This window comes from Paraburkholderia steynii, from assembly GCF_900100565.1.
Classification (GTDB): Bacteria; Pseudomonadota; Gammaproteobacteria; order Burkholderiales; family Burkholderiaceae; genus Paraburkholderia; species Paraburkholderia terrae.
In genome coordinates this window covers 132,953-157,703 of the sequence record NZ_FNDI01000015.1, presented here as the reverse complement: position 1 = coordinate 157,703, position 24,751 = coordinate 132,953, and the positions used below count along the sequence as shown (strand labels likewise).

27 protein-coding genes are annotated in these 24,751 nt (G+C 59.3%); 19 read left to right on the top strand and 8 right to left on the bottom strand.

Annotated features, from left to right (window positions below):
- Window positions 1–154: 154 nt before the first annotated feature.
- Genes BLT65_RS25815 through BLT65_RS46555 form a run of 3 tightly spaced genes read left to right on the top strand, consistent with a single transcriptional unit; the run spans window position 155 to window position 1,788 of the window.
- A complete protein-coding gene (locus BLT65_RS25815; protein ID WP_091782518.1) occupies window positions 155–640 on the top strand; it encodes a hypothetical protein in 486 nt (161 codons plus the stop codon).
- A 33-nt stretch (window positions 641–673) separates the two neighbouring features.
- A complete protein-coding gene (locus tag BLT65_RS25810; RefSeq protein WP_167306539.1) occupies window positions 674–1,162 on the top strand; it encodes a hypothetical protein in 489 nt (162 codons plus the stop codon).
- A gap of 59 nt (window positions 1,163–1,221) precedes the next feature.
- Window positions 1,222–1,788, top strand: coding sequence for a hypothetical protein (locus BLT65_RS46555; RefSeq protein WP_143036549.1), 567 nt, complete (start codon window positions 1,222–1,224; stop codon window positions 1,786–1,788).
- Between the two features lie 111 nt (window positions 1,789–1,899).
- On the opposite strand, the gene BLT65_RS25805 is transcribed toward BLT65_RS46555, so the two are convergent.
- Entirely contained in the window at window positions 1,900–2,808 is a 909-nt protein-coding gene (locus BLT65_RS25805; protein ID WP_091782511.1) for a sterol desaturase family protein, read from the bottom strand.
- A gap of 649 nt (window positions 2,809–3,457) precedes the next feature.
- Here BLT65_RS25805 and BLT65_RS47990 point away from each other — a divergent pair.
- Window positions 3,458–4,939: a dipeptidase gene (locus BLT65_RS47990; protein ID WP_244186596.1), complete on the top strand. Its 1,482-nt coding sequence runs from the start codon at window positions 3,458–3,460 to the stop codon at window positions 4,937–4,939.
- A gap of 239 nt (window positions 4,940–5,178) precedes the next feature.
- On the opposite strand, the gene BLT65_RS25795 is transcribed toward BLT65_RS47990, so the two are convergent.
- Window positions 5,179–5,427 carry a hypothetical protein gene (locus tag BLT65_RS25795; RefSeq protein ID WP_042313672.1) on the bottom strand — a complete coding sequence of 83 codons (249 nt, stop codon included), beginning with the start codon at window positions 5,425–5,427 and terminating at the stop codon, window positions 5,179–5,181.
- A gap of 251 nt (window positions 5,428–5,678) precedes the next feature.
- Entirely contained in the window at window positions 5,679–5,993 is a 315-nt protein-coding gene (locus BLT65_RS25790; protein WP_091782508.1) for a DUF4148 domain-containing protein, read from the bottom strand.
- A 409-nt stretch (window positions 5,994–6,402) separates the two neighbouring features.
- On the opposite strand from BLT65_RS25790, the gene BLT65_RS25785 reads away from it, so the two are divergent.
- The 6 genes from BLT65_RS25785 to BLT65_RS25760 all read left to right on the top strand — a co-directional run bounded on the left by BLT65_RS25785 (window position 6,403) and on the right by BLT65_RS25760 (window position 12,009).
- A complete protein-coding gene (locus tag BLT65_RS25785; protein ID WP_007577192.1) occupies window positions 6,403–6,600 on the top strand; it encodes a hypothetical protein in 198 nt (65 codons plus the stop codon).
- Window positions 6,601–6,831: 231 nt separating this feature from the next.
- On the top strand, window positions 6,832–7,389 hold the full coding sequence (locus tag BLT65_RS25780) for a phasin family protein (protein ID WP_091782505.1): 558 nt from the start codon (window positions 6,832–6,834) through the stop codon (window positions 7,387–7,389).
- Window positions 7,390–7,916: 527 nt separating this feature from the next.
- The gene (locus BLT65_RS25775; protein WP_091782502.1) at window positions 7,917–8,996 is read left to right on the top strand and encodes a sugar ABC transporter substrate-binding protein; all 1,080 of its coding nucleotides are present in this window, start codon (window positions 7,917–7,919) and stop codon (window positions 8,994–8,996) included.
- 11 nt (window positions 8,997–9,007) lie between these two features.
- Complete coding sequence (locus tag BLT65_RS25770) at window positions 9,008–9,991, top strand: ABC transporter permease (protein WP_425273150.1); 984 nt, start codon at window positions 9,008–9,010, stop codon at window positions 9,989–9,991.
- Complete coding sequence (locus tag BLT65_RS25765; protein WP_042313661.1) at window positions 9,991–10,770, top strand: ATP-binding cassette domain-containing protein; 780 nt, start codon at window positions 9,991–9,993, stop codon at window positions 10,768–10,770. Before BLT65_RS25770 ends, BLT65_RS25765 begins: the two co-directional genes overlap by 1 nt.
- Window positions 10,771–11,190: 420 nt before the next feature.
- Entirely contained in the window at window positions 11,191–12,009 is an 819-nt protein-coding gene (locus tag BLT65_RS25760) for an alpha/beta fold hydrolase (protein ID WP_091782497.1), read from the top strand.
- A 299-nt stretch (window positions 12,010–12,308) separates the two neighbouring features.
- On the opposite strand, the gene BLT65_RS25755 is transcribed toward BLT65_RS25760, so the two are convergent.
- Window positions 12,309–13,211, bottom strand: coding sequence for a LysR family transcriptional regulator (locus BLT65_RS25755; protein ID WP_091782494.1), 903 nt, complete (start codon window positions 13,209–13,211; stop codon window positions 12,309–12,311).
- Between the two features lie 183 nt (window positions 13,212–13,394).
- Between BLT65_RS25755 and BLT65_RS25750 the strand changes: the two genes are divergently transcribed.
- Together BLT65_RS25750 and BLT65_RS25745 are read left to right on the top strand one after the other, a co-directional pair.
- Window positions 13,395–14,189 (top strand): SDR family NAD(P)-dependent oxidoreductase, encoded by a 795-nt coding sequence (locus BLT65_RS25750; RefSeq protein WP_091782491.1) that lies wholly within the window; start codon window positions 13,395–13,397, stop codon window positions 14,187–14,189.
- 45 nt (window positions 14,190–14,234) lie between these two features.
- A complete protein-coding gene (locus tag BLT65_RS25745) occupies window positions 14,235–14,930 on the top strand; it encodes an NADPH-dependent F420 reductase (protein WP_091782488.1) in 696 nt (231 codons plus the stop codon).
- A gap of 181 nt (window positions 14,931–15,111) precedes the next feature.
- Here BLT65_RS25745 and BLT65_RS25740 read toward each other — a convergent pair whose 3' ends face one another.
- From BLT65_RS25740 to BLT65_RS25730, 3 genes are all read right to left on the bottom strand, one after another.
- Complete coding sequence (locus tag BLT65_RS25740; protein WP_091782484.1) at window positions 15,112–15,483, bottom strand: YciI family protein; 372 nt, start codon at window positions 15,481–15,483, stop codon at window positions 15,112–15,114.
- A 172-nt stretch (window positions 15,484–15,655) separates the two neighbouring features.
- Window positions 15,656–15,823, bottom strand: coding sequence for a hypothetical protein (locus BLT65_RS25735; RefSeq protein ID WP_244186595.1), 168 nt, complete (start codon window positions 15,821–15,823; stop codon window positions 15,656–15,658).
- Window positions 15,820–17,622, bottom strand: a complete 1,803-nt coding sequence (locus BLT65_RS25730) for a sigma-54-dependent Fis family transcriptional regulator (protein ID WP_341865835.1) — start codon at window positions 17,620–17,622, stop codon at window positions 15,820–15,822. The genes BLT65_RS25735 and BLT65_RS25730 overlap by 4 nt, the downstream gene beginning before the upstream one ends.
- A 405-nt stretch (window positions 17,623–18,027) precedes the next feature.
- Between BLT65_RS25730 and BLT65_RS25725 the strand changes: the two genes are divergently transcribed.
- The 7 genes from BLT65_RS25725 (at window position 18,028) to BLT65_RS25695 (ending at window position 23,659) form a co-directional block, all read left to right on the top strand.
- Window positions 18,028–18,297 carry a phenol hydroxylase subunit gene (locus tag BLT65_RS25725; protein WP_042313746.1) on the top strand — a complete coding sequence of 90 codons (270 nt, stop codon included), beginning with the start codon at window positions 18,028–18,030 and terminating at the stop codon, window positions 18,295–18,297.
- A gap of 23 nt (window positions 18,298–18,320) precedes the next feature.
- Complete coding sequence (locus BLT65_RS25720) at window positions 18,321–19,328, top strand: aromatic/alkene monooxygenase hydroxylase subunit beta (RefSeq protein ID WP_091782481.1); 1,008 nt, start codon at window positions 18,321–18,323, stop codon at window positions 19,326–19,328.
- Entirely contained in the window at window positions 19,321–19,593 is a 273-nt protein-coding gene (locus BLT65_RS25715) for an MmoB/DmpM family protein (protein ID WP_042313648.1), read from the top strand. Before BLT65_RS25720 ends, BLT65_RS25715 begins: the two co-directional genes overlap by 8 nt.
- A gap of 25 nt (window positions 19,594–19,618) precedes the next feature.
- On the top strand, window positions 19,619–21,208 hold the full coding sequence (locus tag BLT65_RS25710) for an aromatic/alkene/methane monooxygenase hydroxylase/oxygenase subunit alpha (RefSeq protein ID WP_091782478.1): 1,590 nt from the start codon (window positions 19,619–19,621) through the stop codon (window positions 21,206–21,208).
- Between the two features lie 81 nt (window positions 21,209–21,289).
- Complete coding sequence (locus BLT65_RS25705; RefSeq protein WP_091782475.1) at window positions 21,290–21,652, top strand: phenol hydroxylase subunit P4; 363 nt, start codon at window positions 21,290–21,292, stop codon at window positions 21,650–21,652.
- Window positions 21,653–21,667: 15 nt separating this feature from the next.
- Window positions 21,668–22,732 carry an NADH:ubiquinone reductase (Na(+)-transporting) subunit F gene (locus tag BLT65_RS25700; RefSeq protein WP_091782473.1) on the top strand — a complete coding sequence of 355 codons (1,065 nt, stop codon included), beginning with the start codon at window positions 21,668–21,670 and terminating at the stop codon, window positions 22,730–22,732.
- Between the two features lie 447 nt (window positions 22,733–23,179).
- Window positions 23,180–23,659 carry a hypothetical protein gene (locus BLT65_RS25695; RefSeq protein WP_143036548.1) on the top strand — a complete coding sequence of 160 codons (480 nt, stop codon included), beginning with the start codon at window positions 23,180–23,182 and terminating at the stop codon, window positions 23,657–23,659.
- Window positions 23,660–23,757: 98 nt separating this feature from the next.
- On the opposite strand, the gene BLT65_RS25690 is transcribed toward BLT65_RS25695, so the two are convergent.
- The gene (locus tag BLT65_RS25690; RefSeq protein ID WP_091782720.1) at window positions 23,758–24,720 is read right to left on the bottom strand and encodes a D-2-hydroxyacid dehydrogenase family protein; all 963 of its coding nucleotides are present in this window, start codon (window positions 24,718–24,720) and stop codon (window positions 23,758–23,760) included.
- Window positions 24,721–24,751 lie beyond the last annotated feature (31 nt).

Genomic DNA, 24,751 nt, shown 5'->3' with positions numbered 1-24,751 from the left:
TCAGGCTAAAGCAAATCGACGTCCGTGCCGATAAAGCGGATGCGGCCGTCCGAGCGTCAATGGCGCTACATCATGCGCTGAATTCTTCGCATAGGAATAAGGAAATGAGTGACGGCGCGCAATAGCCCTAAATAATAGTTACTGAGAGATTGACATGAAAGTTCGAGCTATCACCACTTCACTCATCGGTACCTTGCTCCTCGCAGCATGCGCTGGCAGCCCATCGATGACGCAACTCCCGCCCGATCGTGGTCATGACGTAACCGTTGCACTCGCCAACGGCGTGGGCGATCTTCAGATCGATTCTGGTTCCTTTGAGATCTCGGATGAAGCGAAGAAGGAGCTACTGGGTGCGTTCCACACCGAGATGACGAAAATCGGCGTACCGGTAACGCCCACCGGCGCACCCGTCACGCTGCATGTCAGTGAATTCAAAACACGACCGGTGGCGGCTCGAATCCTGCTCGGCGTTCTCTCGGGCAGCGACCATATCAAGGGAACGGTATCGGTCGCCGGAACCGGATTTGATGTGGCCGACACAGGGGTCTCGGTCGTTGGTGGGTTGGGAGTGGTCGCGAGAAACGTGGGCACTCAAACCGCGGACGGAATTGGGCAACTCGCCGGGGTAGCGGTCAAGTAAATCGGAAGCGGGGCTACCCTGAATTCCTGGCAGATGAAAATGAAAATTCGCAAACTTCTACTTCTTGCGTTTAGCGCCGTCAGCACGGCTGGTTGTGTATCGAACTTCCAGGATTCAACGAAGACAGATGCCGCAACAATCGTGTTCCGCAAGGAAGGTGATTTTACGGCGCAGGCGTTCATCTATGACGGCGCGGCAGAATGCACGAATCGCCACAAACTTCCGATGATGACGGCGGCGAAGGAAGTCGCCAGCAAGGTTGACACGCGAGCGCCGCTGTCATTTTCGATGTTCTATACGAAGAACATGGGGATCGCGGAGAGATATTGTGTTGCGACGCGAACCTTCACGCCTGAGCCGTCACATCGTTATCTTGCTTCTTTGTCGGTGATTGATGGGCACTGTCAATTGAACCTCAGTGACGAAGGAACACCAGCCAGCCCCATCGACCCGCCATCCAGAATCGAGTCACAGACGAAGTCATGGAAGCGTGCGATGAGCGAGCAGGGACCCTTCTGCTAGCGTACCGTCGCGTTAGCAACCGGATCAAACGGAGCGTTGGTAAATCAATTGAATGGAAAATGAAAATTCTAAGAAATGTGAGGCGTTTTCCCGTTAGTCGTACGTTGTTTACGTTGACTGCAGTGGCGATACTGGCTGGATGTGACACTATTCCGAGCACCCAATCGAATACTGCGACACCGACACAGAAACAGGCTTTGGCAGCCGAGATTGTCAAGTTTGGAATCGAAGGTGATGTGAGCAATTCGAGCTCGATTGCACAAACGTTTAACGTGACATTCACAATCAAAGACCGCTACCAGGCGTTGATAGGCGGAGATTCAACCGAATGGTACCGGGTGTTCCAGAAGCAACGATCCTTTACACCTGGATCAACTTATACGCTGCGATTCCATAAGGGGAAGCTGTCAGACGCGTCGCTCGATCTGAACGTCAACGCAGCATATTGTTTGACGCCGAATGATGTACAGGAAGTAATCCCTGCGCACTATCGAGGTCAAGGGAAATTGGCAGGAATAGTGGGGATCTTTGAGCCGACCGGAGAGAAATTGAAGAACTCGACGATGTTCTCTTTTACACCGGATAATTCGTGTCTGAAATCAGTTTCCTTTTGGTCTAGAACTTGATCTGGTGTTTGTGGCCGACGCCGGGCATTTGAACCTCGAAATAGACCTGCGTTGGTCCGAACCAACCCATTAATCGATGCTGAAAGCGGCGGTGCGTGGGCGGCTAACGTGCTACCGGCAGTCCCCGGAAGATGGCCGGTCGGCGCGATGCCTTAGCTCTTCAGTCGTCTCGCCCTTGCCATCGGGCCGCCAGCCTGGTGGTTCGACAATGAACCCACAAATATCGCGCACTGAACGCGACGAAAGAAGATCGCGCCACAACGCACGCCAGTGGTCAAACTCAATTGCGAGCAGGTTGCCGGTCGTAATCGGCTTGACGAGACCGAAGCGACACGGCACGTCGTGTCGCTCTGCGATATAGGTGCCAAAAAGCCGATCGAATACGATCAGCACACCGCCATAATTGCCGTCCAGGTATTCGAGGTTGCAAGCATGATGCACGCGATGGCTCGAAGGCGTATTGAAGATCCATTCGAGCGGGCCAAGGCGCGGAATCCACGTGACATGCAGCCAGAATTGATACAGCAGATTGAGCGAAAGCAGTGTCAGCACGATCTGGGGCGGCATACCGAAAAGCGGTGCAACCAGAAAGAACGTCAACGAACCCGTGAGGCGGCCAGTCCAGCCGAACCGGTATGCGGCAGAAAGATTGAGCTGATTCGGCGAATGGTGTACGGCGTGTGTACACCAGAACCAGCGCATCCGATGCGCGGCGCGGTGATACCAGTAGTAGCAGAATTCCTGGCCGACGAAGCAGGCCAGCCAACCACTCCAATGATTGATCGGCAAAGTCCAGAATCTGTGCTGCCAGACCCAGTTCATGGCGTTCCCCCAGAACGCGAGCGGTAGCAACCAGCGCAGCGGATACTCACGAACGAGAAAATCGGCGACCGACACGGTAGCTGCTTTCCAGTCGTAGCTTTGTCGACCGTACCGGAGAGCAAGAACCAGCGCCTCTGCCACAGAGGCGACCAGAACCAGAGCATTAGCGTATTTCAGCAACGCAAGCAAAGCAGCCATAACCGGACCGTAGGTTCGATGATGTCGTCCAGCGTAGACCGCAATCCCATGCGCCGCAACTCGTGCGGGAGCCGGTGTCACTGGTTGATCGTTAAGCAGCTTCCGCGAGTCTTAGGCGTTGAACGGTCGCCGCCACAGTCTCTCCCGTAAGACATTTGTAGACGCTGTGAAAGAGTGAAAAGGAAAAAATGCGCGATCGCCGCGAGGCTATCGAGGCTATGAGGCTTGCCAGGTTCCGTGAGAATCGCTTCTACGACACGAGCGATCGTTCGTAGGTCGTCACGTTCGGTGGTTGATTTCACAATGAAACAGCTTGGCTTGCCGGCGCTCGATGAACGGTGCAGGGTTTGAGCATTTTTCGACTGAACGGCAATCGGTCGAGGACCTCACGACGCCCGAGTGCCAGTGCTTGAAAGCGCTGTGTTCGTCGTGCGAAAGGTGATGCGTATTGCCGGTCGGGATATCGGTTGTGCGCGCATGGCGAACGCGTGTCTCCAGCATTGACGCAGCGAAGATGTCAGGCGACCCCAAAGAAGTCGTTCGCTTGGCGACGGAATGTCTGTCGTCGGGGCGTTTAATTGCATGGCGTGCGAAAACACGGCACGCAAGACGTCAGCAACGCTAACCGTTCAACCGGACCAGAACGACAATGAGAAGCAACGAAGACTCCTCCTCATCAGCATCGATATGGGCGGCAATCCGGACTGAGGCTTCGATCGCGCTACGCGCATCCGTGGTGGAGATCACCGGATGGATGATCCCACTCGATCCGACCGCAACCAATGTCGACTACTTTCTGCTTGCCTTCCAGGAACCTTGTTGTGGCGGGTGCGTGCCACGCGATCCTTTCAGTTGCATTGAAGTCATGGCGCATGAGCCGGTTGTGCTCAACGCGGGCCCCGTTTGTCTCCGTGGCCGTCTGGTACGGCTGGTTGACGATCCGGCAGGCTGGCGCTACCGACTCGAATCGGCTGAGCGCGTCTTTGGCGCAACCGGCGAGTCGGCGTCGCAATCCGGAATGAGCAGGCGAGCGTTTCTTGCGTCGGGGACGGCATTGGGACTTGCGGCATGCATGCCGGGTCGCTTTGCGGGATACACGGATGCGCACACGGACGCTGAACCGGGCGACATCGAACAGACGAAGTGGCAGGCAATCGCGGGCGTATTGACAATCGACATGCACAGCCATGCTGGCCATGTCATCGTCTCGCGTGATCCGGCTATCGGCGCACATCGGCCGCTGACGCCCGTCAGTGCCCCGATGCGCGCAGGCGGCATGAACGTGATCTGCCTTGCGATCGTCACGGATACGGTTGTCACGCGCGTGTCCGCCGACCGAAAGCGCTTCGAGGCGTGGCGCACGCCGCAACCTGGAGAGCTTTACCAGCTTGGTCAGACGGAGTTTGTACGCGTGAAGGAGTTGGTCCAGCGCGAGCAGCTTGATATCGTGACGAGCGCGGGCATGCTCATGTCGACCGATACGCAGAAACCACGCGCGATCATTGCGGCAGAGGGCGCCGATTTTCTGGAGGGGCAGCTAGACCGTGTCGACGAAGCGTTTTCGCTCCATCAGCTTCGGCATCTTCAGTTGACGCATTATCGGGTCAATGAACTCGGCGACATACAGACAGAGGCGCCCGTTCATGGCGGCTTGACCGATTTTGGCGCGGACGTCGTGCGCCGCTGCAATACGCTCGGGATCGTGGTGGATATTGCGCACGGCACCTACGATCTCGTGAAACGGGCGGCGTCTGTCACGACAAAACCACTGGTGCTCTCTCACACGGCGCTGGCAGGACATCCGGGCCCGCGCAGCCGTTTGATCACGGCCGACCATGCGCGCGCCGTCGCGGAGACGGGTGGCGTTATAGGCGTCTGGCCGAGTTCAGGGTCATTCCGCGATCTGGATGGGATGGCGCACGGCTTCAGACGCATGGCGGATGTGGTGGGCGTCGAACACGTGGGACTGGGCACGGATATGCTCGGCTTCATCTCTCCCCCTGTGTTCCGTAGCTATGAGCAGTTACCCGCGCTGGGCGCGGCACTGCTTGCCGCTGGTTTTTCACAGGCAGAAACAGGGCAGATTCTCGGTGGCAATTATCGGCGCGTGTTTGAGGCCTCGGTCATTTGACGACGCATCATCACGACGACAACGGGAGCATCGGACACTCAACCTATGTGCGAAGGATGACCGCGTCGGCTCGCAAATAGTCCCGGTCGAATCAAAATCGCGATCCGCAACGCTCGGTAGAACGTGAGCGGCGGATAGACATAGCCCGCCCCTGTAGGCCAGCTCGTGCCAGGTGCGCGCAATTCGAACAGGGATTGTCGCGACCTGTTCGAATCACGACTGCACATGCGTGTGATCAATCAGGCCGCCCAGAGGCCTGTACCCATTTCAAGACGGCGTCCGTCCGGCGGGAATACGTGCCACGTGTGGTCGGCGTGACGAAAGAAGAACAGTGAGAACGAACCGTCGTATCGCTCGATCTGAATGCACACGCGACGCACATTGCCGACGCGCGAGCGCTCCAGCAGCCGTACTCGCGCTGTATGCCCACGCGTCGTGCCGATCAGTTTTTCCACCTGAAAGCGAAGTGATGTGTTGCCCACCGCCATATCTCTTCCCCCGATGTCCGATGAATCGATGCTACGCAAAGCGTCATGCGCATCAAATCGGGGGGCAACGGAATCTGTCCTCAGGAAATTCTGATTTGCTTCATCAGGATTTCCCGGGCGGTTGCGGCGTGAAGCGTCGGCATACGACAGTTTTACTCAACCCCGGTGGCCTCCCGGGCGGCTAGTATGCCGTTTTTGCATGCCGTGATCCGGCAGCGGAGGGGCAAGCGTCAGTGCAAGTGTTGCCCGGTTCAGTTGCCGAAGTAGATCGAACGTGGCGACGTAGGATCTGCTGCTACACGATGGCCTGCCTGATGCGAACCTTTGGCGACCGAACCATAGCCGCTCGCGTCACCATTCTGGGCAGCGACCTTCGCTTCCGCCGCCTGGATGTTCTGCGGATAGTCATCTGGGTTAGATGTAGCCGGGTTGTATCCCGCCTTCTCCAGCTGAACCAGCTCTGCGCGAACCTGTGCACGTGTCACTTCGCCATTCGATTGGGCGAAAGATGCAACGGGAACGAAGATGATTGCGGCGAGTGCGACAGCCTTGATGAGCGACTTCATGATTGACCTCCAGTATCTTGTTTTCGGTTCTCGCGGACCTGTTGTTCCGTAACCGTTGAAAAGATTCTAGACGCGGGGAAGTTTAGGGTAAACGCTTGGTCGACCAATTCATTGTTGTGGCATTTAAGACAATGCGACGCCCTACGAATCTGGGTTGTGGGTGTGGATTTGTGTAGCGGGTTCGATCAAATACCACCCTATCAAAGATGCAATTTCCATGCGTTATTTTCATCCGGTACGCGCCCCGTTTCCGATTTAACATTTGGGTCCGGCTCTGGAGGCTGCCGAATTCGCAGGGTCGGACATAAGAAGACTGGAACAAAACTATCGAATACCAAACGGTCGGGCGGCGTCAGCAGAAACGATGCGCCTGGCAACGTTTAATCCAGATAAGGCCGGAGACAAATTCATGCTGAGCCCTCACGAATTCGCCACCCTCATGCTCGTGAAGTCCGCGCCCGAGCAGATTGACCTGAACCGGGAAGAACTTGACACCCTGCTGGAACGTCAGTTGATCGCGCTCGAAGAGCTTGCGTCTGGCGCCCAGCGTCCCCGCCTCACCCGCGATGGCGATTCAGTCCTTCGCGCCATCACCGGAAAACACTGAGCGGCAACCGTCACGGACGTGTTGAGGATTGCATTGTCGCAACCCGAACGCGTCACGCGTATAGCGACGTGTCTACGGTGACGGTCGATTCCGCAAGCACGCTGTAAAAGCACCGCACATGCGCGCGCCACCTCTGTGCATGTGCGGTCTACTCACGCGATCCCGATGTCCCACGTGACCCGCCAGAATGGTGCGGCACGTCCACGGGAATCGCCCACATGGGAGTTCAACATGCTTAACCAGGACCAGATTGCTACAACCCGACAGGCCAATCTCGATCTGTTTTTCGGCCTGAGCAGCAAGGCAGTCGAGGGCGTCGAGAAACTGGCTGCGCTGAACATTCAGGCGATCCGGGCAACGGTCTCGGACACGTTCGATCTGGCGCAGAAGTCGTTGTCGGTGAAGGAGCCGCAAGACTGGCTTGCGCTGCAAAATGGCGCCGCCGCGACGATCGCAGAAAAGGTACAAAGTTACAGCCGCCAGGTGTTCGACATCGCATCGGCGACGCAAGCCGAATTCGCACGGGTTGGGCAGGCGCAGGGCGAAGCCTACCGACGCCAGATGCAGACAGTGGTGGAGGACGCGACCAAAAACGCGCCGTCCGGCTCTGAGGCCGCCATGGCCGCGCTGAATTCCGCCATCGCGGCCGCCAACACGCTGTATGAAACCTTGCAGGGCGCTGGCCAGCAGGCGGTCGAAGTCACGCGGAGCAACCTCGACATGGCCGCGGCCGCCTCGAAAAGCGCCCGACGTGCGATTGATCCCGTATTGCCTGCAGCAAAGCGATAGCTGCAGCGAGCCGGTGCCGTTTCTGATGACGACAACATCAAGAAATCCCTGACAGGGGCGTCACCGGCTGATAGCTGTGCGAGGCACTCCGGGTTCGCAAGGCCGGCCGTCTCAGGCGGACCGGCTCCGCGATTCCCGCCAATCCGAGCGACGGCAGGCAGTGGTCACATTCACTTTCCCATTGCGCGGGTGGAATCAGCAACGGCTCTGTCTCAGTACGGATGACGCCGCGTGAGTATCCGGCATGGTCAGGAATGCTTATGTCGTAATCAATGAAAAAAATTGCCCTGACCCGCAGTAGTGGGCTATCCATCACTACGGCACGACAGCATCTAAATAGTCCGACTATAGTTAAGGGTATACGTTGATTAGTGAGAAAAAGTACGTGATATAGGATTTTTGGCAGGGTCGTCAGGCGCACACGCATGCACACGGGGTCGTGAAGTGTGGTGCGGCCCGGCCGGGGCTTCACGCCTGCGCCGTCATGCACAGCAAGTTATCCAATAACTCAAAGTCTGGAGGATGACATGACAGGCAAGCAGGGCCCCAAAGACGAAGTTCAGGGCATGCGTCGCGGCATGCTGCAAGGCGCCGCGCTGACTGCGGCAATGGCAATGCTTGGCGGAGCGATCACACCGGCACAAGCGGCTGAGGCGGGGCCGTTTCCCGCCCACAAGCGCTGGAAGATCGTCTTCGTCAATCATGTGACCACCAATCCCTTTTTCGTTCCGACGCAATACGGCATTCAGGACTCCACGGCTTTGCTCGGCATGGACTACCAGTGGACGGGCTCGGCCAATGCCGACATCGCTGAGATGGTCAATGCCGTGAATGCCGCCATTGCCGGTAAGGCCGACGCGATCGCCGTGCCCATCGTCGATCCAAAGGCTTTCGACAAACCCATCCAGGCCGCGCTCGACGCCGGTATCCCGGTGTTCGCGTATAACGCCGATGCGCCACAGGGGTCCGCGAATCCACGCTTGAGTTACATCGGTCAGGATCTTTATCTGTCCGGGTATCAGATGGGTGAGCGCATCGCCAGTCTCGTCGATAGCGGTCTGGTTGCGCTGTTTATCGCAACGCCGGGGCAACTCAACATTCAGCCCCGGCTCGACGGGGCCGTCGCTGCCATCAAGAAGTCGGGCAAGAAAATCGACGTGCAAACCATTGCCACTGGCGCGACCGTCAACGAAGAACTCTCGAAGATCAAGTCGTTTTATCTGGGCCACCAGGATCTCAAAGGCATGTTTGCCGTCGACGCGGGTAGCACTCAAGGCGTCGCCGAGGTGATGAAAGAGTCCAATCTGCCCGCCAAGGGCGTGCATGGCGGCGGGTTCGACCTGCTGCCGCGCACGGTCCAGCTGATTCACGATGGCTTCCTCGATTTCACGATCGACCAGCAGCCTTACGTGCAAGGCTTCTATACGGTGGTCGAGGCGTTCGTGTTCCTGGCGTCGGGCGGGCTCGTCGGACCGGCCAATGTGAACACCGGCCTGAAATTCGTGACCAAGGGCTCGGTCGATCCTTACCTGAACACCTCCACGCGTTACGAAGGCAAGAGCACGAAGCCTGAAATCGTGCCACGCACGGGGGCGATCAAGGGGTGACCTCGCCTGTGGTGGACATCAAGAAAGCACAACGACCGCGGCTCCGGCCGTGGTCGTTCGTGCGCTCGAGCGAAATCCGTATCCTCGCGGTGGCGATCATCCTGTGCGCCTACTTCGAGACTGCGAATCACGATTTTCTGCTGACGCACGCGAGCCTCCAGAACCTGTCTCAGTTCATTGCGCCCGTAGCGATCATTGCCTTTGGCGAAATCATGTTGATGATCGGCGGAGAGATCGATCTTTCCGCCGGCATGGTCTTCGCCTTTGCGCCTTTCGTCATGCATTTCGCCCACGAGGCGGGTGCGCCCGCCTGGCTGGCGTTGCTGGCGGGAGTCGTCGCGGCGGGCCTGGTTGGGCTTTTCAACGGCGCAGTATCGGTCTATCTGCGGATCCCTTCGTTTGTCACCACGTTGGGCACGCTGTTTTTCGTGAACGGATTCACGCTGACCATTTCACGCGGCACGCCTGTTTCACCGCCAGAGGAGGGCGTTTTCGCCGAGTTCGTGGGGGCGTGGGGCTACAGTGAAATCATCTGGACAATCGCCATCGCCGCGATCATGCACGTGCTGTTGCGTCACACGCGCTGGGGTTTGCACACGATCGCATCGGGGGCCAATCCGCTGGGCGCGAGCGAAGCGGGCATCCATGTCAGGCGTCTGAAGCTCCGCAATTTCATACTCGCTTCGGTGCTCGCGGGTTTGACCGGCATCCTGGAGGGCTTCCGTATTTCGTCCATCGATCCGCAAGCGGGCGGCAATCAGATCATGTTCCTTGCGGTGGCGGCGGCGGTGATTGGCGGCACGCCACTCGCGGGAGGATCGGGCACGATCATCGGCGGTCTGATCGGCGCGGCCGTCCTCGGCATTCTGAACGATGGCTTCACGCTGATCGGCATCAACGCGTTTACCTTCAACATGATTCTTGGTGCGGCGATTCTCGCTGCGATGATCTTCAACATCCACGTCGTTCGTCTGGCGCGCAAAGGAGAGTTGTGATGTCCTCGTTGCCGCAAGAGGCATTGCGTGGGGAAGATATCGTCAAGCGATTCGGCGCTGTGACCGCGCTCGATGGCGTGTCCCTGACGCTCAAACAAGGGGAAATTCTCGGCATCCTCGGCGACAACGGCGCGGGCAAGTCGACGCTCATCAAGATTCTCACCGGCTTTCATCAGCAGACGAGCGGCAAGCTGTTTCTTGGCGGCGAAGAGACCTTGCTGCGTTCGGTCGATCACGCGCGCGCGCTAGGTGTCGAGTGCGTGTATCAGGATCTGGCGCTCGCGAATTCGCTGAGCATCTATCACAACATGTTCCTGAACAGGGAGATCATTCGTCCCGGTCCGTTCCGTCTGCTGAATCATCGGGCGATGCGTCAGCGCGCCGCGGAATGTCTCGAAGAGATCGGTGTGCATGTTCCATCCGTCGACCTGCCTGTCGAGCAGCTTTCCGGTGGTCAAAGGCAGGCCATCGCGGTGGCGCGCGCGGTCAACTCGAACGCGCGGATTCTGTTGCTCGACGAACCGCTCGCGGCGATGGGCGCCCGCGAGGCGGGGCTGATCATCGATCTGATCCTGCGCCTGAAGGAAAAGGGCGGTCTGTCGATCATCATGATCATGCACAACTACGCACAGACGCTCGACATTGCCGATCGCGTGATGCTGATGCAACGAGGCCGTGTGACGTATCAGCGCGAGACGGCCAGCACGTCCGTCGCCGAGTTGATGGATATCGTTCGCCGCGAATATCGGACGATGCGCGGGCAGGCATCGTCAAGCTGAATCAACTACGGCAATTCCTCAAGCGCTCGCGAACGAGAAGTTCTTCATCGCATCGAAGCGCTGACAGTCTCGCGGCGTCTGGATATCCGGTTTTGATGAAAAGTATGCTTTTTGAACGGCCGGTTCTCGTTACATTCTTGCCAGCCTTCACCTTTTTGGCGGAAGGCAACGCGACACGTCCTTCCAGTGATGCCTGAGCCAATGACATCGAGCGCGAGGGTACGAATCGTTAGCACGGGAGCGAATGGCGGCATCGTGTTCTGCCACGGCATTCCGTCGCAGCGTTGTCGGAGTGCGCTCCGCTCGCATGTTTTCAGATGCGCGTTGTGAAATAAGCCTTCGAAAGAAGCCGCTGGCAGCATTCTCGATGCCTCGCGGAGCACCAACACTTCAATCAATCTCTTATAGGAGGTACCAGCGATGCCTACGATCACCACTCCGGACGGCGTAACGATCTTCTACAAGGACTGGGGGTCCGGTCAGCCGATCGTCTTCAGCCATGGCTGGCCCCTGTCGGCCGACGACTGGGACGCCCAGATGATGTTTTTCCTTCACCACGGCTACCGGGTGATCGCCCATGACCGGCGCGGGCACGGTCGGTCGGAGCAAGTCGGCACCGGCAACGACATGGACCACTGGGTCGCCGACCTCGCTGCACTGACCGAACACCTCGACATCCGCGACGCTATCCACATCGGGCACTCGACCGGCGGCGGCGAGGTCGCCCGCTACGTCGCTCGCCACCAGGAGCGGGTCGCCAAGGCAGTACTAGTCGCCTCGTTGACGCCGAACATGGTGAAGACCGACGCGAACCCTGGAGGTCAGCCGCAGGAGTTTTTCGACGGGGTTAAGTCAGGCGTGCTTGGCAACCGGTCGGAGTTTTACCGGGCAGTCCCGGAGGGTCCGTTCTATGGATTCAACCGCCCGGGCGCCAGGCCATCTGAGGCTGTGATCGCGAACTGGTGGCGCCAGGGCATGGCTGGCAGCGCCCAGGCCCACTACGAGACCGTATTCTCCTGGCTGGAGGACTACACCGAAGATCTGAAGAAGATCACTGTGCCGGTACTGGTCATGCATGGCGAAGACGACCAGATCGTCCCATTCGCCAGTTCGGTGCCCCGCGCGGTCGACCTGCTCGCGAACGGTGTGCTGAAGACATACTCTGGTTTCCCGCACGGCATGCTGACTACCCATGCGGACGTCCTCAACCCCGACCTTCTCGAGTTCATCAAATCCTGACGGGACGCCAGCCCGAACCAGAACCAGGCAATTCGAGCGGCGCGCTCCACGGGTGCGCCACTCGACCTACGTGTCCGCTTAGGGTCAACCTGATCCAACCGCGTCAGGCAGAAGTTGGCTGCCCTATGCTATTAGGCGTCGTTGCATCATTCGCTGTAGCTGTGGATTCCTGTGATCTGCTAGCGACCGTGGCACAGTGGCGCGCGTGTCTGCGCTCAAACGCGAAGGCCGCGGCGCATCTTTCGGAAATGTGACACGCGCGTGCGTAGCGTCGGTGCGCGTCGCAGGACAGGTGCCAGTCAAGTCGCGCAAGCCGTTACCGCAAGTGCTCTGACCAACGCGTCAAACACGTGCCGCACCCGCTTGGGTACGGGGCCGCGCTGCGGCCGGTAGACATAGAGATTCCATGGATCAGGATCGCTGCGCGGTAGCACCCGTACGAGCCGGCCCTCCGCCAGTTGCTCGCGCACGAGGTACTCTGGGCACTGGCTGATGCCGCGCGCTGCGATACAGCCGAGCACTTCAATCTCGGGATCGTCGGTGACGAGTGCCGGCAGCGGCGGGACGAGCTGACGGTTATGGCGAAACGTCCATGGCCATGCACGGCCGGTGCTGCGCTCGATTAGCGCGGTCAGCGGCATGCCGAGCAATGCATCGACGCTCTTCGGCGCGCCGATCGTATCGAGCAGGCGCGGTGCCGCAACAGTGTGAATCGGCAGCGCGCCGACGCGCCGCGCGATGAAGCGGCCATCCGTGATGAAGCCAGCGCGCACGCCGATATCGATCTGCTCGTCGACGACGGACGACAGCGTATCCGACAGGCGCATGTCGATCACAATCCCAGGCTGCTCTTCCATCAGTTGCATCAGCACGGGAGCGACATAGCGCCTGCCGAGTCCGCCCGGGGCGGTGACGCGCACCGTGCCGCTGATTGAACCCGCCTGATCGCTGTTCACCTCGAATAGTTCGTCGACCGACTGCAGGAGCGCGTACGCACGCACGGCAAAGCTCTTCCCGAACGTCGTGATGCGCACGCTGCGCGTGCTGCGATGAAAGAGCGTTTCGCCCAGCCGTTCTTCGAGTTGCTGGATTGCACGTGTGACGACCTGAGGCGACATGCCAAGGCGGCTCGCCGTCTCGCGGAAACTGTCCGATTGCGTCGCTGCCGTGAAGATACGGATGAGTTCGATCTGGTTGTCCATGGTCTGCCGGTTTTATGTCCGTCGATGCCGTCGATGCCGTCGATGCATCTTAGCGCAGCAGAAAGACGCTGCAATTATTCCTTGAACGGGAATTCTGAATGCCCCGTATGGTCATTCTCTTCGACATCGGTGCTCCGCATAATGCATTGCATGCGGTTAGCCGCGATTCAACTGGAGATCATCATGAACGCATCGGATACCTCGACAGATAGCAGCCATTTCCGTCAACTGGAAGGGAAGGTCGCGCTCGTTACGGGCGCGAGTTCTGGCATTGGCAGGGCAACGGCGATCCTGCTCGCGCAACGAGGTGCGAAAGTGATTGTCACGGCGCGGCGTCGAACCGAACTGGACGAAGTCGTGGCCGCGATCACGGCGGCGGGCGGAGACGCGACCTCGCTCGTCGTCGATGTGACAAAAGAGGACGACATTGCCGCGATGGTGAGGCTGGCGGTCGATACTTACGGCAAGCTTGACATCGCGTTCAACAACGCAGGTACGGAAGGTATATTTGCGCCGCTCGTTGAACAGAACAAGGAACGCTTTGACATGGTGTTCGAACCAAACGTGCGTGGCGTTTTCAACAGCATGAAATATGAAGCGGAAGTCATGCTGAAACAGGGTTTTGGAAGCATTATTAACAATGCGTCGATGGGTGGGGTGATCGGCTTCGAGAACGCGTCACTCTACATCGGCACGAAGCATGCTGTGATCGGAATCACGAAGACGGCGTCGATCGAATGGTTCAGGCGCGGCGTGCGCGTCAATGCCCTATGTCCGGGGCTGATCGAGACGCCGTTCCATCATCGTGGCATCTGGCCGTCGGTCGAGGCGCAGCATGCGTTTGCCGCCAGCACGCCAGCGGGCCGCTTCGGTTCCGCCGAGGAAATGGCGACGGTCGTCGCGTTCCTCGCATCCGACGACTCGTCGTATGTGTCCGGTCATGCGCTGCTTGCGGACGCTGGCTATTCCATCGCCTGAAGGTTCCAGCGCGGAGCGCGGCTCGTTCATTTTCAAGAGGTCGTCATGAATATCAGCATCATCGGAGCGGGAAACATCGGCAAGGTGCTCGCACGTCGTTTCGTCGAAAACGGGCATGCCGTGCGGATCGCGAACTCGCGCGGAGCGGCATCGTTGAGGGAGGTTGCGAAGGAAACGGGCGCGACGGCAAGCGACGTGCAGGATATCGTCGCGGACGCGGACGTGATCGTCGTGACGATTCCGCAAGCCAGGGTGACGAATTTGCCGAAAGGTTTGTTCGAGAACGCAAAGTCGTCAGCTGTCGTCGTGGATACAGGTAACTATTACCCTCGTCAACGTGATGGTCGCATCGACGGCATCGAGATGGGCGCGCCCGAAAGCCGCTGGGTTGAGGAGCAGATCGGCCACACCGTCGTCAAGGCGTTCAACAACATTTATGCCGCGCACCTCGAAGGGATGGGCAAGCCGGCTGGTACGTCGGGACGCATCGCGCTGCCCGTGGCAGGCGACGACCCGACGGCGAAGGAAGTCGTGTTCGGACTCGTTGATCAGATCGGCTTCGATCCAGTAGACGCAGGCACGATCGCTGACTCATGGAGGCAGCAGCCCGGCTCGCCTGTCTATACGGGCGATTTCGATGTACAAGGCGTTAAAGATGCGCTGGCGCGGGCGACGAGGGAGCGCACCGAAAGCTGGCAGGCGACGCCCACAAGTCCTGGCACGTTTGATCGTCCGGCCTGAAGTGATGTCCGGATGAACCGAGCCCGCGCGCGACGAGCAGTCAGTGTCCCGCCAGGGCTCGCGCCGACACATTCGGCGCGAGCCGGCCAACAGAGGACATTGCCGCGATGAGTTCCGACACGGTGAAGGTGTCTGTGATGAAAGGAAAGCGGACGCCTTCTTTAGACAGGCGTCCAGATCCTCATCGCGCCAGATAGAAGTCCAAGGGGATAAGCTCCACGGCCCATCCGCCTTCTTCGCCCAGTGTGGCAGCCGGGTGCATGGACGCGATGCGTAACGCCTCGTCAGGGCTGTCCGCCTCGATGATGAACAGGCCGCCCACGACTTCCTTCGACTCGGTGTAAGGCCCATCGGTGATGCGCGTTTCTCCAGTGCGCGGGCGGAGGGTCTTCCACTTGTCCAGATCGCCAAGAGAGGCGGAAATCAGAACCTTGCCGGTAGCGCGCATCTTCTCGTCCAATGCCGGGCACTGGTTCACCAATTCCTTGACGTCGTCTGGCGCCATCGCGGCGAATTTTTCGGGGGAGAAGTAGGCCAGGCCGAGGTATTTCATGGGAGATCCTTTGAATGGGGTTCAGTGACGACGAATCTGATGATCGGAAATCGACAATGCCCTGGCTAGTTTGTAGCATGTCTCGCCAGCCTGTCCGCTTTGGGCCCCCTCCTGATTTGTACTGCAATACAAAATGCGAGGTCGGCGCGACAAACGGATCAAACCAAACGGATCAAACGACTTTCTCGAACACCACGCCCTGAGGACGGCCGCAATCCGCGATTGGCGCAAATGCGAGTTCGCGTGCTTCAGCCTCGTCGACGCCGAAACCGCGTAACAGGGCGAACATGGACTGTTCGGTGTAGTCGTCGGGCTGGATCCAGTACGCAACAGTCGTCACACCTGAATCCGCAATCCCCGGCTCTTCAAGCGGTAAACCAGTTGCGGCCTCGTAATACCCAGCGTGCGCGCCGCCGCCGACAGATTGCCGTCGGCGCGCTGCACCGCGCTCTTGAGCAGCGCGGTTTCGATGTCGTCGAGCGATGTCGGTTGCGCATCGTCGCCGCCGATGCCGAGCAGCAGGCTGTTCACCTTGCGCGTTACCCGCTGGACTTCGCCGCCCGTATCGCCCGCCTGCGCCTGCAGCGCACTCGCTGCCGTGAGCGAACCATCGCCGCCGATACCAAAACTCCCGGTTTCGATGCTTTCGCCGCTCGTGAACAGATGGCCGATATCGATCGCGCCGCCGTCGTTGGCGAGAATCACGCCGCGTTCCACGATGTTCTCCATCTCGCGGATATTGCCCGGCCAGGCATAGTTGAGTAGCGCGTCGAGTGCTCGTGGCGTGAAGCCCGTGACGTCGCGCTCATGCCGCTCGCGATACTTGCGCAGCATGTGATTGAGCAGCACGGGCAAGTCCTCGCGTCGTTCGCGCAGCGACGGCACGCGAATCGGAAACACGTTCAGGCGGAAGTACAGGTCCTCGCGAAAGCGGCCCGCGCGGATCTCATCGCGCAGATCGAGATTGGTCGCGGCGACGACGCGCACGTCGACACGTTTGGTCTCCGTGCCACCGACGCGCTCGACCTCGCCTTCCTGCAGCGCGCGCAAGAGCTTGCCTTGCGCGGTCATGCTGAGAATGCCGATCTCATCGAGAAAGAGCGTGCCGCCATGCGCACGCTCGAAGCGCCCGGGTCGGCTTTGCGTTGCGTCGGTATAGCCGCCTTTCTCCACGCCGAAGAGCTCGGATTCGACCAGCGCCTCGGGAATCGCAGCGCAATTCACTGCAACGAAGGGGCCAGCGCTGCGCGTGCTGATCCGGTGCAGCGTTCGCGCGCACACTTCCTTGCCCACGCCGCTTTCGCCAAGAAACAGCACAGTCGCGCGCGTACTCGCGACGCGCTTGATCATGTGGCATACGGCATTGAAGCCGGGTGACGCACCGACCATGTTCACATCGCCGAATGCGCCTTCGCTGCCGTGATCGACTTTGCCGGACGCAGATAAGCCTTGCGTGAAAGCCTGCGCTTGCATGAAGCGCAGATCGTCGGCAGCTTCGTCGCCCCATTCCTCAACCGGCTTGCCGATGATGCGGCAATGCGCCTGGCCGAGCGCGCGGCATTCCACCTCGCGGTAGAGAATCGGGCGGCCCATGAAAACGCTCGTATAACCCGCCGCATAGCCGAGTTGCGTCCAGCACACCGGTTCGGCACCGATGCCGTAGATGCGCACGTGCTCCTCGTCTTCCGCGCAGTTCTTCCAGATGAATTCGCCGTAGTACTTGCCGCGCTCGACATCGATTTCGAGCCGTACTGGCTCCACCACCGTCATCCCTTCGAGCATATGCAGCTGGGGACCGACCGCGAACATTTCGGTGATGCTGTTCTCCGGACGCACGCGGCGCGCGAGTTCGGCATCGCGCGCGCCGGAGTTGTAGCCCATGCGGGTGAGCAGGCCGCGTGCGGCATCGATCCCGAGGCTTTCGATCAGCTCACGGCGCATCGAGCCCATCGCGCCCGTGTGTACGAGCACCATGCGCTGCTCGTCGAGCCAGATGCGGCCGTCACCGGGCGAGAAGTGCAGCCGTGACATCAGATCCGCGATGTCGGGATAGCGGAGGCTGTCGACGGGGGCGCCCTTGGGCGCGACCATCGACATGCCGTCTTGCGCGCTCGCGGGCGCTTTCTCGCGGCGTGGCATTGCTCGTGTCTCCTGCTGTCTGGTCATATTCATTGCGCCACGATAGGCGATCTCCGTACGTGGAGCAATGCTTTGCCGCATGGTTCGTGGATGGCGCCAGCGGCGCCATCGGTGCGTTCCCTGATACGGATTTGATCGATACGCGGCGCACGAAATGATGGGTTTTTCGAGCATTTCATCAAACCGATTGTGCGCGCATCCGGGCCGCACTGCCTGCTTCCGGAAATGATCGGTTGTCGTCATGGCCTTGCAGGGCAGGGGCTTCACGGCCTCACACCGCTGCCGTCGGCTCGCCTGCAAACCCACGTTGGCATACGTGTTGCCTTATAGGGTCCGCAAGCCGGTTCCCGATCAAATCATTCAATCACAACGCCGGCCACGAACACGAAACCCAAGGAGACAGCGATGCAACTGCCCGCTTATGCGCAGCCCCCACGTGCGTTTGACATCACCCGTCGCTATGTGCGCTTCAGGGAGCAGAGGGACGACGGCTTCGTCGAGTTCGATTTCTCTATTGGCGACCCGGCCCTGAGCGTCGAGCTCGTGATGCCGTTGCGCGACTTCCAGTCGTTCTGCCGCGCGAATCGCGTGATCTATCTGACGCGAGACGAAGGCACGCAGCTCGACCACGATCAGGCGAAGTGGCGCTACGGCCAGCCCGGACTCTCTGAATGAACACCCAAAGAAAGGAGTGAAGTATGCAGATCGACATCAAGACTTCGGCTGTCGAGCAGGTGCGGCAGACATTCTCTCACGTCGCCCGGCGGCTTGGCGCAGACAAGCCCGCGTCGCGCTATCAGGAAGCCACCTTCGACTTGCAGCCCGAGGTGAATTTCCACTATCGACCGCTGTGGCAGCCGGAATTCGAGCTCTATGACAAAGGGCGCACCGCTATCGTGATGAGCGACTGGTATGCGTTCAAGGACCCGCGCCAGTACTACTACGGCGCCTACACCATCGCCCGCGCGAAGCAGCAGGACACGATGGAGAAGAACTTCGAGTTCGTCGCAAAACGTCGCCTGCTCGCTGATCTTTCCGACGACGCGAAGGCGCATATTGCTGCGCTCATGGTGCCGCTGCGTCATGTCGAATGGGCCGCCAATACGAATAACTGCTTCGTGACAGGCTATGGCTGGGGCACGGCCATCACGCAGGCGACGATGTTTCATTGCATGGATCGCCTTGGCATCGCACAGTACCTGTCGCGCATCGGGCTCGCGCTGGACGGCAATCAGGGCACGTCGCTCGTCGAGGGCAAGGAGCGCTGGATGAGCGATCCCATGTGGCAAGGACTGCGTCGCGTGGTGGAGGACACGATGGTCGTGAAGGACTGGTTCGAGACCTTCGTCGCACAGAACCTGGTGCTCGACGGCCTGTTGTATCCGCTCGTGTATCGGCATATCGACGAGCGCATCGCGCGTCTATATGGCCCGGGCTTCGGCATGCTCAACGAGTTTGCAAGCAGCTGGTTCGATGAAACGAGCCGCTGGGTCGACGCGACTATCAAGACGGCGGCCACGGAATCGCCTGAGAACAAGGCATTGCTCGCGCAGTGGGTAGCGAAGTGGCGGACGGCCGTGCTCGATGCACTGAAGCCGCTCGCGATCGCAGGTCTCGGCGACGACGCGCATCACGCACTCGAACACATCGCACAAACCTTCGACGCACGTGTCGCGAAACAAGGCGTGGAGGTGAGTCATGGCTGATTCCGTTTTCATCGCGTTTCAGGCCAACGACGATTCGCGGCCGATCATCGAGGCTATTCAAGCCGACAACCCGCATGCCGTCGTCAACGCGTTTCCCGCGATGGTCAAGATCGATGCCGTCGGCAAACTCGTGATCCGGCGCGAATCGATCGAAGCACTGATCGGACGTGAGTTCGATTTGCGCGAACTGCAACTGAACCTGATTTCACTCGGCGGCAACATCGACGAGACGGACGACGAATTCATCCTCGAATGGAAAGCCTGAACGGCGACATAAAGGAGACAGGACAATGAGCACACAACAGGCAACCCCGAAGAAGCTGAGTATCAAGGAAAACTACGCGATGCTCACACGCGGACTCGGCTGGGAAACCACCTATCAGCCGATGGACGAGGTCTTTCCGTATGACCGGTTCGAAGGCATCAAGGTACACGACTGGGACAAGTGGGAAGATCCGTTCCGCCTCACGATGGACGCCTACTGGAAGTATCAGGGCGAGAAGGAGCGCAAGCTTTATGCGATCATCGATGCCTTCCAGCAGAACAACGGCCAGTTCAACGTCACTGACCCGCGTTATATCAACGCGCTCAAGCTCTTCCTCACTGGCGTGAGCCCGCTCGAATACGCGGCGCATCGCGGTTTCGCGCTGGCGGGGCGGAACTTTCGTGGCGCGGGCGCGCGCATCGCATGCCAGATGCAGGCCATCGATGAACTGCGTCATGCACAGACGCAGGTGCATACGATCAGCCACTACAACAAGTACTTCAACGGCTTTCACGACTTCCGGCACATGCACGACCGCGTGTGGTATCTGTCGGTGCCAAAGTCGTACTTCGAGGATGCGATGAGCGCGGGCCCGTTCGAGTTCGTGACGGCCATTTCGTTCTCGTTCGAGTACGTACTGACCAATCTGCTCTTCATGCCGTTCATGTCGGGCGCAGCTTTCAACGGCGACATGGCGACGGTCACGTTCGGCTTCTCCGCGCAATCCGACGAATCGCGCCACATGACGCTGGGTCTCGAAGTCGTGAAGTTCCTGCTGGAACAGGACCCGGGCAACGTACCGATCATCCAGAAGTGGATCGACAAGTGGTTCTGGCGTGGCTATCGGCTGCTGACGCTGGTCGCAATGATGATGGACTACATGCTGCCCAAGCGCATCATGTCGTGGCAGGAAGCGTGGGAAACGTACTTCGAAAAAAATGGCGGCGCGCTTTTTCACGACCTCGAGCGCTACGGCATCCGCATGCCGAAGTATCACGACGTGGCAATGAAGGAGAAAGACCGTCTCTCGCACGAGGCGTGGGGCATCTTCTACAACTACACGCATGCAGCCGCGATGCATACGTGGGTTCCATCCGATGATGAAATGCAATGGCTCGCGGAAAAATATCCCGCCACGTTCGACAGGCTCTATCGTCCGCGCCTCGAATACTGGCGTGAAGAGCAGAAAGGGGGACGCCGCTTCTACAACAATACGCTGCCGATGTTGTGCCAGATCTGCCAGATCCCGATGGCGTTCACCGAGCCCGACGATCCGACGAAGATCTGTTATCGCGAGAGCGACTATCTCGGCAACAAGTTCCACTTCTGCTCGGACGGCTGCAAGGACATCTTCGACAACGAGCCGGAGAAGTACGTGCAGGCGTGGATGCCTGTGCAGCAGATCTATCAGGGCAACTGCTTTGCAGAAGACGCCGATCCGGGCGCGCCCGACTTCGACCCGATGCGTGAAGTGCTGCGCTACTACCACATCCATGTCGGCGAGGACGGTCACGAGTTCGAAGACTCGCCCGACCGCAAGAACTGGTTGCGCTGGACGGGCAAGCCAAGCCACGGCGGCGAGGAAGCCCCCGAGGCGAATCAGAAAGCTGCATAGGCACCGAACAGATCAACCCTCTTTCATGGGACGGGAGTAAGGCGCTAAAGCGCCGACTCCCGTCGACACAGGAGACGAACCATGTCAGTCATCGCGCTCAAGGACGGTTATACCGGCGAGATCAAGGACCGTGTCGAGAACTTTCACGGCAAACAGTTGCTCTTCGTCGGCTGGGAGGATCATCTGATGTTTTGCGCACCCCATTGCATTCCCGTCGAAGCGGCCATGCCGTTCGGCACGCTCGTCGACACGATGCTGCCGGCCATGTATGCATCACATCCCGACTGGCAGAAGGTCGATATCCGCGCTGCCGAATGGTTCCGGTCGGGCCGGCCGTTCACGCCCGACTTCGATGCGAGCCTGGGCGAGAACGGGCTCGGTCACAAGGCGGTGATCCGCTTTCGCACGCCGGGTCGGAACGGCATCAACGGATCGTTCAGCTAGAAGGAGGATGATGCGATGAGCTATCAACTGACCATCGAGCCGATCGGGCAGACGATCGAAATCGAGGAAGAGCAGACCATACTCGATGCATGTATGCGCGCGGGCGTGTGGCTGCCGCACGCGTGCTGTCACGGCCTGTGCGCGACCTGCAAGGTGCAGGTCGTGGAAGGCGAGATCGAGCATGGGCAGGCATCGCCGTTCGCGCTGATGGACTTCGAGCGCGACGAGCGCAAGTGCCTCGCGTGCTGCGCGACGGCGCAATCGGATCTGACGATCGAAGCGGACATCGACGAGGACGAGGACGCGTGCCATTTTCCTGTACGCGACTTCACAGGCCGCGTGAAAGAGATGGTCGACCTGACGCCGACCATCAAGGGCATCTTCATCGAACTGGAGGGCGACGGCATCGAGTTTCAGGCGGGCCAGTACGTGAACGTACACATTCCGGGCGAGGGCATGCCGCGCGCGTTTTCGTTGGCGGACAAACCGGCTTCGCGCACGCTGATCGAATTGAACGTGCGACGCGTGCCGGGCGGCAAGGGTACAGGTTATCTCCACGATGAGATCACGTCAGGTGACGAAATCCGTTTCAGCGGCCCGTATGGGCGCTTCTTCGTACGCAAGTCGGACCCACAGCCAGTGATTCTGATCGCAGGCGGGTCCGGTCTGTCGAGTCCAAAGTCGATGTTGATCGACATGCTGGAAGAGAACGACGCGCGGCAAATCACGCTGGTTTATGGCGCGCGCAATCGGCCAGAGCTGTATTACCACGATCTCTTTTTACAGCTCAAAAGCGTGCATAAGAACTTTACCTATGTGCCAGCGCTGTCCGACGAGCCGGCGGATTCGTCATGGGAAGGGTTTCGCGGCTACGTGCATGACGCGGCGAAGGCGCACTTCAACGGCGTCTTTCGCGGACACAAGGCCTATCTGTGCGGGCCGCCCGTGATGATTGAAGCGGCGATCCGCACGTTGATGCAAGGTCAGCTCTTCGAACGCGACATCTACACAGAGAAGTTTCTGACCAGCGCGGACGGCGCCGAGGCGCTCGCAAAGAGTCCGCTATTCAAGTCGATCTAGATCTTCTTGTCATTTCGATATCGACTCAACGGAGACATCCATGAATCACATTGCGATCCAGTCATTCATACGATAAAGCAGCATTCCTGCAGGACAGAGATGGGCGAACTGCTTTTACGCCCGGATTTGATGGTGCGATGTCTTTTGTCTGATTACGACGTCGCACCGAACCGAACGCAGAAGAGATGAGCACGGGGGCCGAAAACGCGCTACGTCAGAAGAATCTTTCTCCGCTTCCGCGCAGCACACCGGTCGATTGCCTAACGTCTTTGCAGCGTTTATGCTGAATGGAGTGCTGCGTGGTGAAGCGAACGGCAGTCCGCGCGGCCAGATGGCCTATCCCACTTGCTGTGACATGGGACTCAGGTTAGCCCGACGCGGGACATCCAATGTTTCAGTTCGAGTCGGATCGTTGAACACAAGATGTTCGAGCGACGGGAGAAGTCCATGCGCAAGCCTCTACAGACAAGCGCTATGTTGATGGCACTTGTCCTCAGCGGAAACGCGGTTGCTCATCCGAACATCGAAAGTTGCTGCATTCGAGAATCTGGTTCCGGAGAGAATCCGGCAAGCTCATCGCGGGCAATTGCGACTGGCGATGACAGGAACGTAGAAACCCAGGATGCCGCTCTTCCAGGGGATTCGTTCCGTCCTACCGAACGCGTTGCGCCCGGTAGACTGGACAAATCGGTAGGTAAGGTGAGCACTGCTCCTGAGGGACCTACGATCAGCAACAGGGATGATGGAAGGGGCGACATCGAAAACGGCAGACCGGCCCTCCATCCGGCGACGCCGGATACGGTGACAACACTACCTACCGCGTTCGCCGCGCCGCACGTTGTCCTTGACGGCACACCCGTGCTCACCGGCAGCTGGCTGAGCAACGGCCAGTATGTACTCACGTTCGGCCTGAATGCCCGGAATTGACGCTGAGCGACCACTACGCGCACGAGCGGCTTGAGAGAAACGGGATCAAGCTTCAATGCGCGCTGCTCTACTGACCGCGCACAAGCGTTTGCCGCACGTCATGCGTGAGGCTGTCGCGTCTGTTCCAGCCATTCGACTATATTGCGAACCGTATCGCCGTAGAACGTCTGATACAACTCCTGCGTCACATACCCGATATGCGGCGTCGCAAGCACGTTGGTCAGCGAGCGAAACGGGTCCGTCAGTTGGAGCGGTTCGGTGTCGTATACGTCGACGGCGGCGCCCGCGATCTGTCCGCTCTTTAGCGCGGCGATCAACGCCGCCGTATCGACGATCGGACCGCGTGACGTGTTGACGATGCGACTCGTGCGCTTCATTCTGGCTAGCTCTTCAGCACCGACCAGACCCCGCGTTCGGTCACTCAGGCGGACATGGATGGAGAGGAAGTCGGAAGCTGAGAACAGGGTATCCCTGTCGACCAGTTGCACGCCTTTCGACTCCGCGCGCTCGGCTGTCAGGTTCTGGCTCCACGCAATCACATTCATTCTGAACGCGCGGCCGATCACGCCGACGGCCGAACCAATATGCCCAAGCCCTAGCAGGCCGAGCGTCTTGCCCGCCAGTTCCGTGCCGAGCATCTGTTGCCAGCCGCCTTCGCGCAACGATTGGTTTTCGGCCGGGATATGGCGTGCCATCGCGAGAATCATCGCCCATGTGAACTCGATGGTCGGCGTGGACGAATAACCCGTGTGGACGACCTTGACGCCGCGCTCTGCCGCTGCGTCCGTGTCGATCGACGCGTTGCCCGATCCCGTCGACGCAATCAGCTTGAGGTTCGGCAGGCGTTCGATGATCTCACGCGTCACCGGCGTGCGTTCGCGCATCGCGCACACGACGTCGAAGGGCTTCAACCGTTCTATCACTTGTGCCGGGTCTGCCAGATGGTCGTTGAAGACCGTGATTTCCGCGCGATTGTCTAGCGGTGACCAGTCCGCCGCTTTGAGCGCGACGTTCTGGTAGTCGTCGAGGACAGCAACCTTGATGAGGGGCGAGTTGGTCATGATGAGCTTCCATATTTGATTGCCGTCATGT

Coding starts and splice junctions, on each gene's coding strand:
- BLT65_RS25785 (WP_007577192.1), top strand. CDS start 6,403: ATGCTGAGCCCTCACGAATTCGCCACCCTCATGCTCGTGAAGTCCGCG.
- BLT65_RS25810 (WP_167306539.1), top strand. CDS start 674: ATGAAAATGAAAATTCGCAAACTTCTACTTCTTGCGTTTAGCGCCGTC.
- BLT65_RS25795 (WP_042313672.1), bottom strand. CDS start 5,427: ATGGCGGTGGGCAACACATCACTTCGCTTTCAGGTGGAAAAACTGATC.
- BLT65_RS25730 (WP_341865835.1), bottom strand. CDS start 17,622: ATGCCACGCCGCGAGAAAGCGCCCGCGAGCGCGCAAGACGGCATGTCG.
- BLT65_RS25695 (WP_143036548.1), top strand. CDS start 23,180: ATGCGCAAGCCTCTACAGACAAGCGCTATGTTGATGGCACTTGTCCTC.
- BLT65_RS46555 (WP_143036549.1), top strand. CDS start 1,222: ATGAAAATTCTAAGAAATGTGAGGCGTTTTCCCGTTAGTCGTACGTTG.
- BLT65_RS25710 (WP_091782478.1), top strand. CDS start 19,619: ATGAGCACACAACAGGCAACCCCGAAGAAGCTGAGTATCAAGGAAAAC.
- BLT65_RS25750 (WP_091782491.1), top strand. CDS start 13,395: ATGAACGCATCGGATACCTCGACAGATAGCAGCCATTTCCGTCAACTG.
- BLT65_RS25690 (WP_091782720.1), bottom strand. CDS start 24,720: ATGACCAACTCGCCCCTCATCAAGGTTGCTGTCCTCGACGACTACCAG.
- BLT65_RS25815 (WP_091782518.1), top strand. CDS start 155: ATGAAAGTTCGAGCTATCACCACTTCACTCATCGGTACCTTGCTCCTC.
- BLT65_RS25805 (WP_091782511.1), bottom strand. CDS start 2,808: ATGGCTGCTTTGCTTGCGTTGCTGAAATACGCTAATGCTCTGGTTCTG.
- BLT65_RS25725 (WP_042313746.1), top strand. CDS start 18,028: ATGCAACTGCCCGCTTATGCGCAGCCCCCACGTGCGTTTGACATCACC.
- BLT65_RS25760 (WP_091782497.1), top strand. CDS start 11,191: ATGCCTACGATCACCACTCCGGACGGCGTAACGATCTTCTACAAGGAC.
- BLT65_RS25720 (WP_091782481.1), top strand. CDS start 18,321: ATGCAGATCGACATCAAGACTTCGGCTGTCGAGCAGGTGCGGCAGACA.
- BLT65_RS47990 (WP_244186596.1), top strand. CDS start 3,458: ATGAGAAGCAACGAAGACTCCTCCTCATCAGCATCGATATGGGCGGCA.
- BLT65_RS25700 (WP_091782473.1), top strand. CDS start 21,668: ATGAGCTATCAACTGACCATCGAGCCGATCGGGCAGACGATCGAAATC.
- BLT65_RS25705 (WP_091782475.1), top strand. CDS start 21,290: ATGTCAGTCATCGCGCTCAAGGACGGTTATACCGGCGAGATCAAGGAC.
- BLT65_RS25740 (WP_091782484.1), bottom strand. CDS start 15,483: ATGAAATACCTCGGCCTGGCCTACTTCTCCCCCGAAAAATTCGCCGCG.
- BLT65_RS25780 (WP_091782505.1), top strand. CDS start 6,832: ATGCTTAACCAGGACCAGATTGCTACAACCCGACAGGCCAATCTCGAT.
- BLT65_RS25765 (WP_042313661.1), top strand. CDS start 9,991: ATGTCCTCGTTGCCGCAAGAGGCATTGCGTGGGGAAGATATCGTCAAG.
- BLT65_RS25775 (WP_091782502.1), top strand. CDS start 7,917: ATGACAGGCAAGCAGGGCCCCAAAGACGAAGTTCAGGGCATGCGTCGC.
- BLT65_RS25745 (WP_091782488.1), top strand. CDS start 14,235: ATGAATATCAGCATCATCGGAGCGGGAAACATCGGCAAGGTGCTCGCA.
- BLT65_RS25790 (WP_091782508.1), bottom strand. CDS start 5,993: ATGAAGTCGCTCATCAAGGCTGTCGCACTCGCCGCAATCATCTTCGTT.
- BLT65_RS25755 (WP_091782494.1), bottom strand. CDS start 13,211: ATGGACAACCAGATCGAACTCATCCGTATCTTCACGGCAGCGACGCAA.
- BLT65_RS25715 (WP_042313648.1), top strand. CDS start 19,321: ATGGCTGATTCCGTTTTCATCGCGTTTCAGGCCAACGACGATTCGCGG.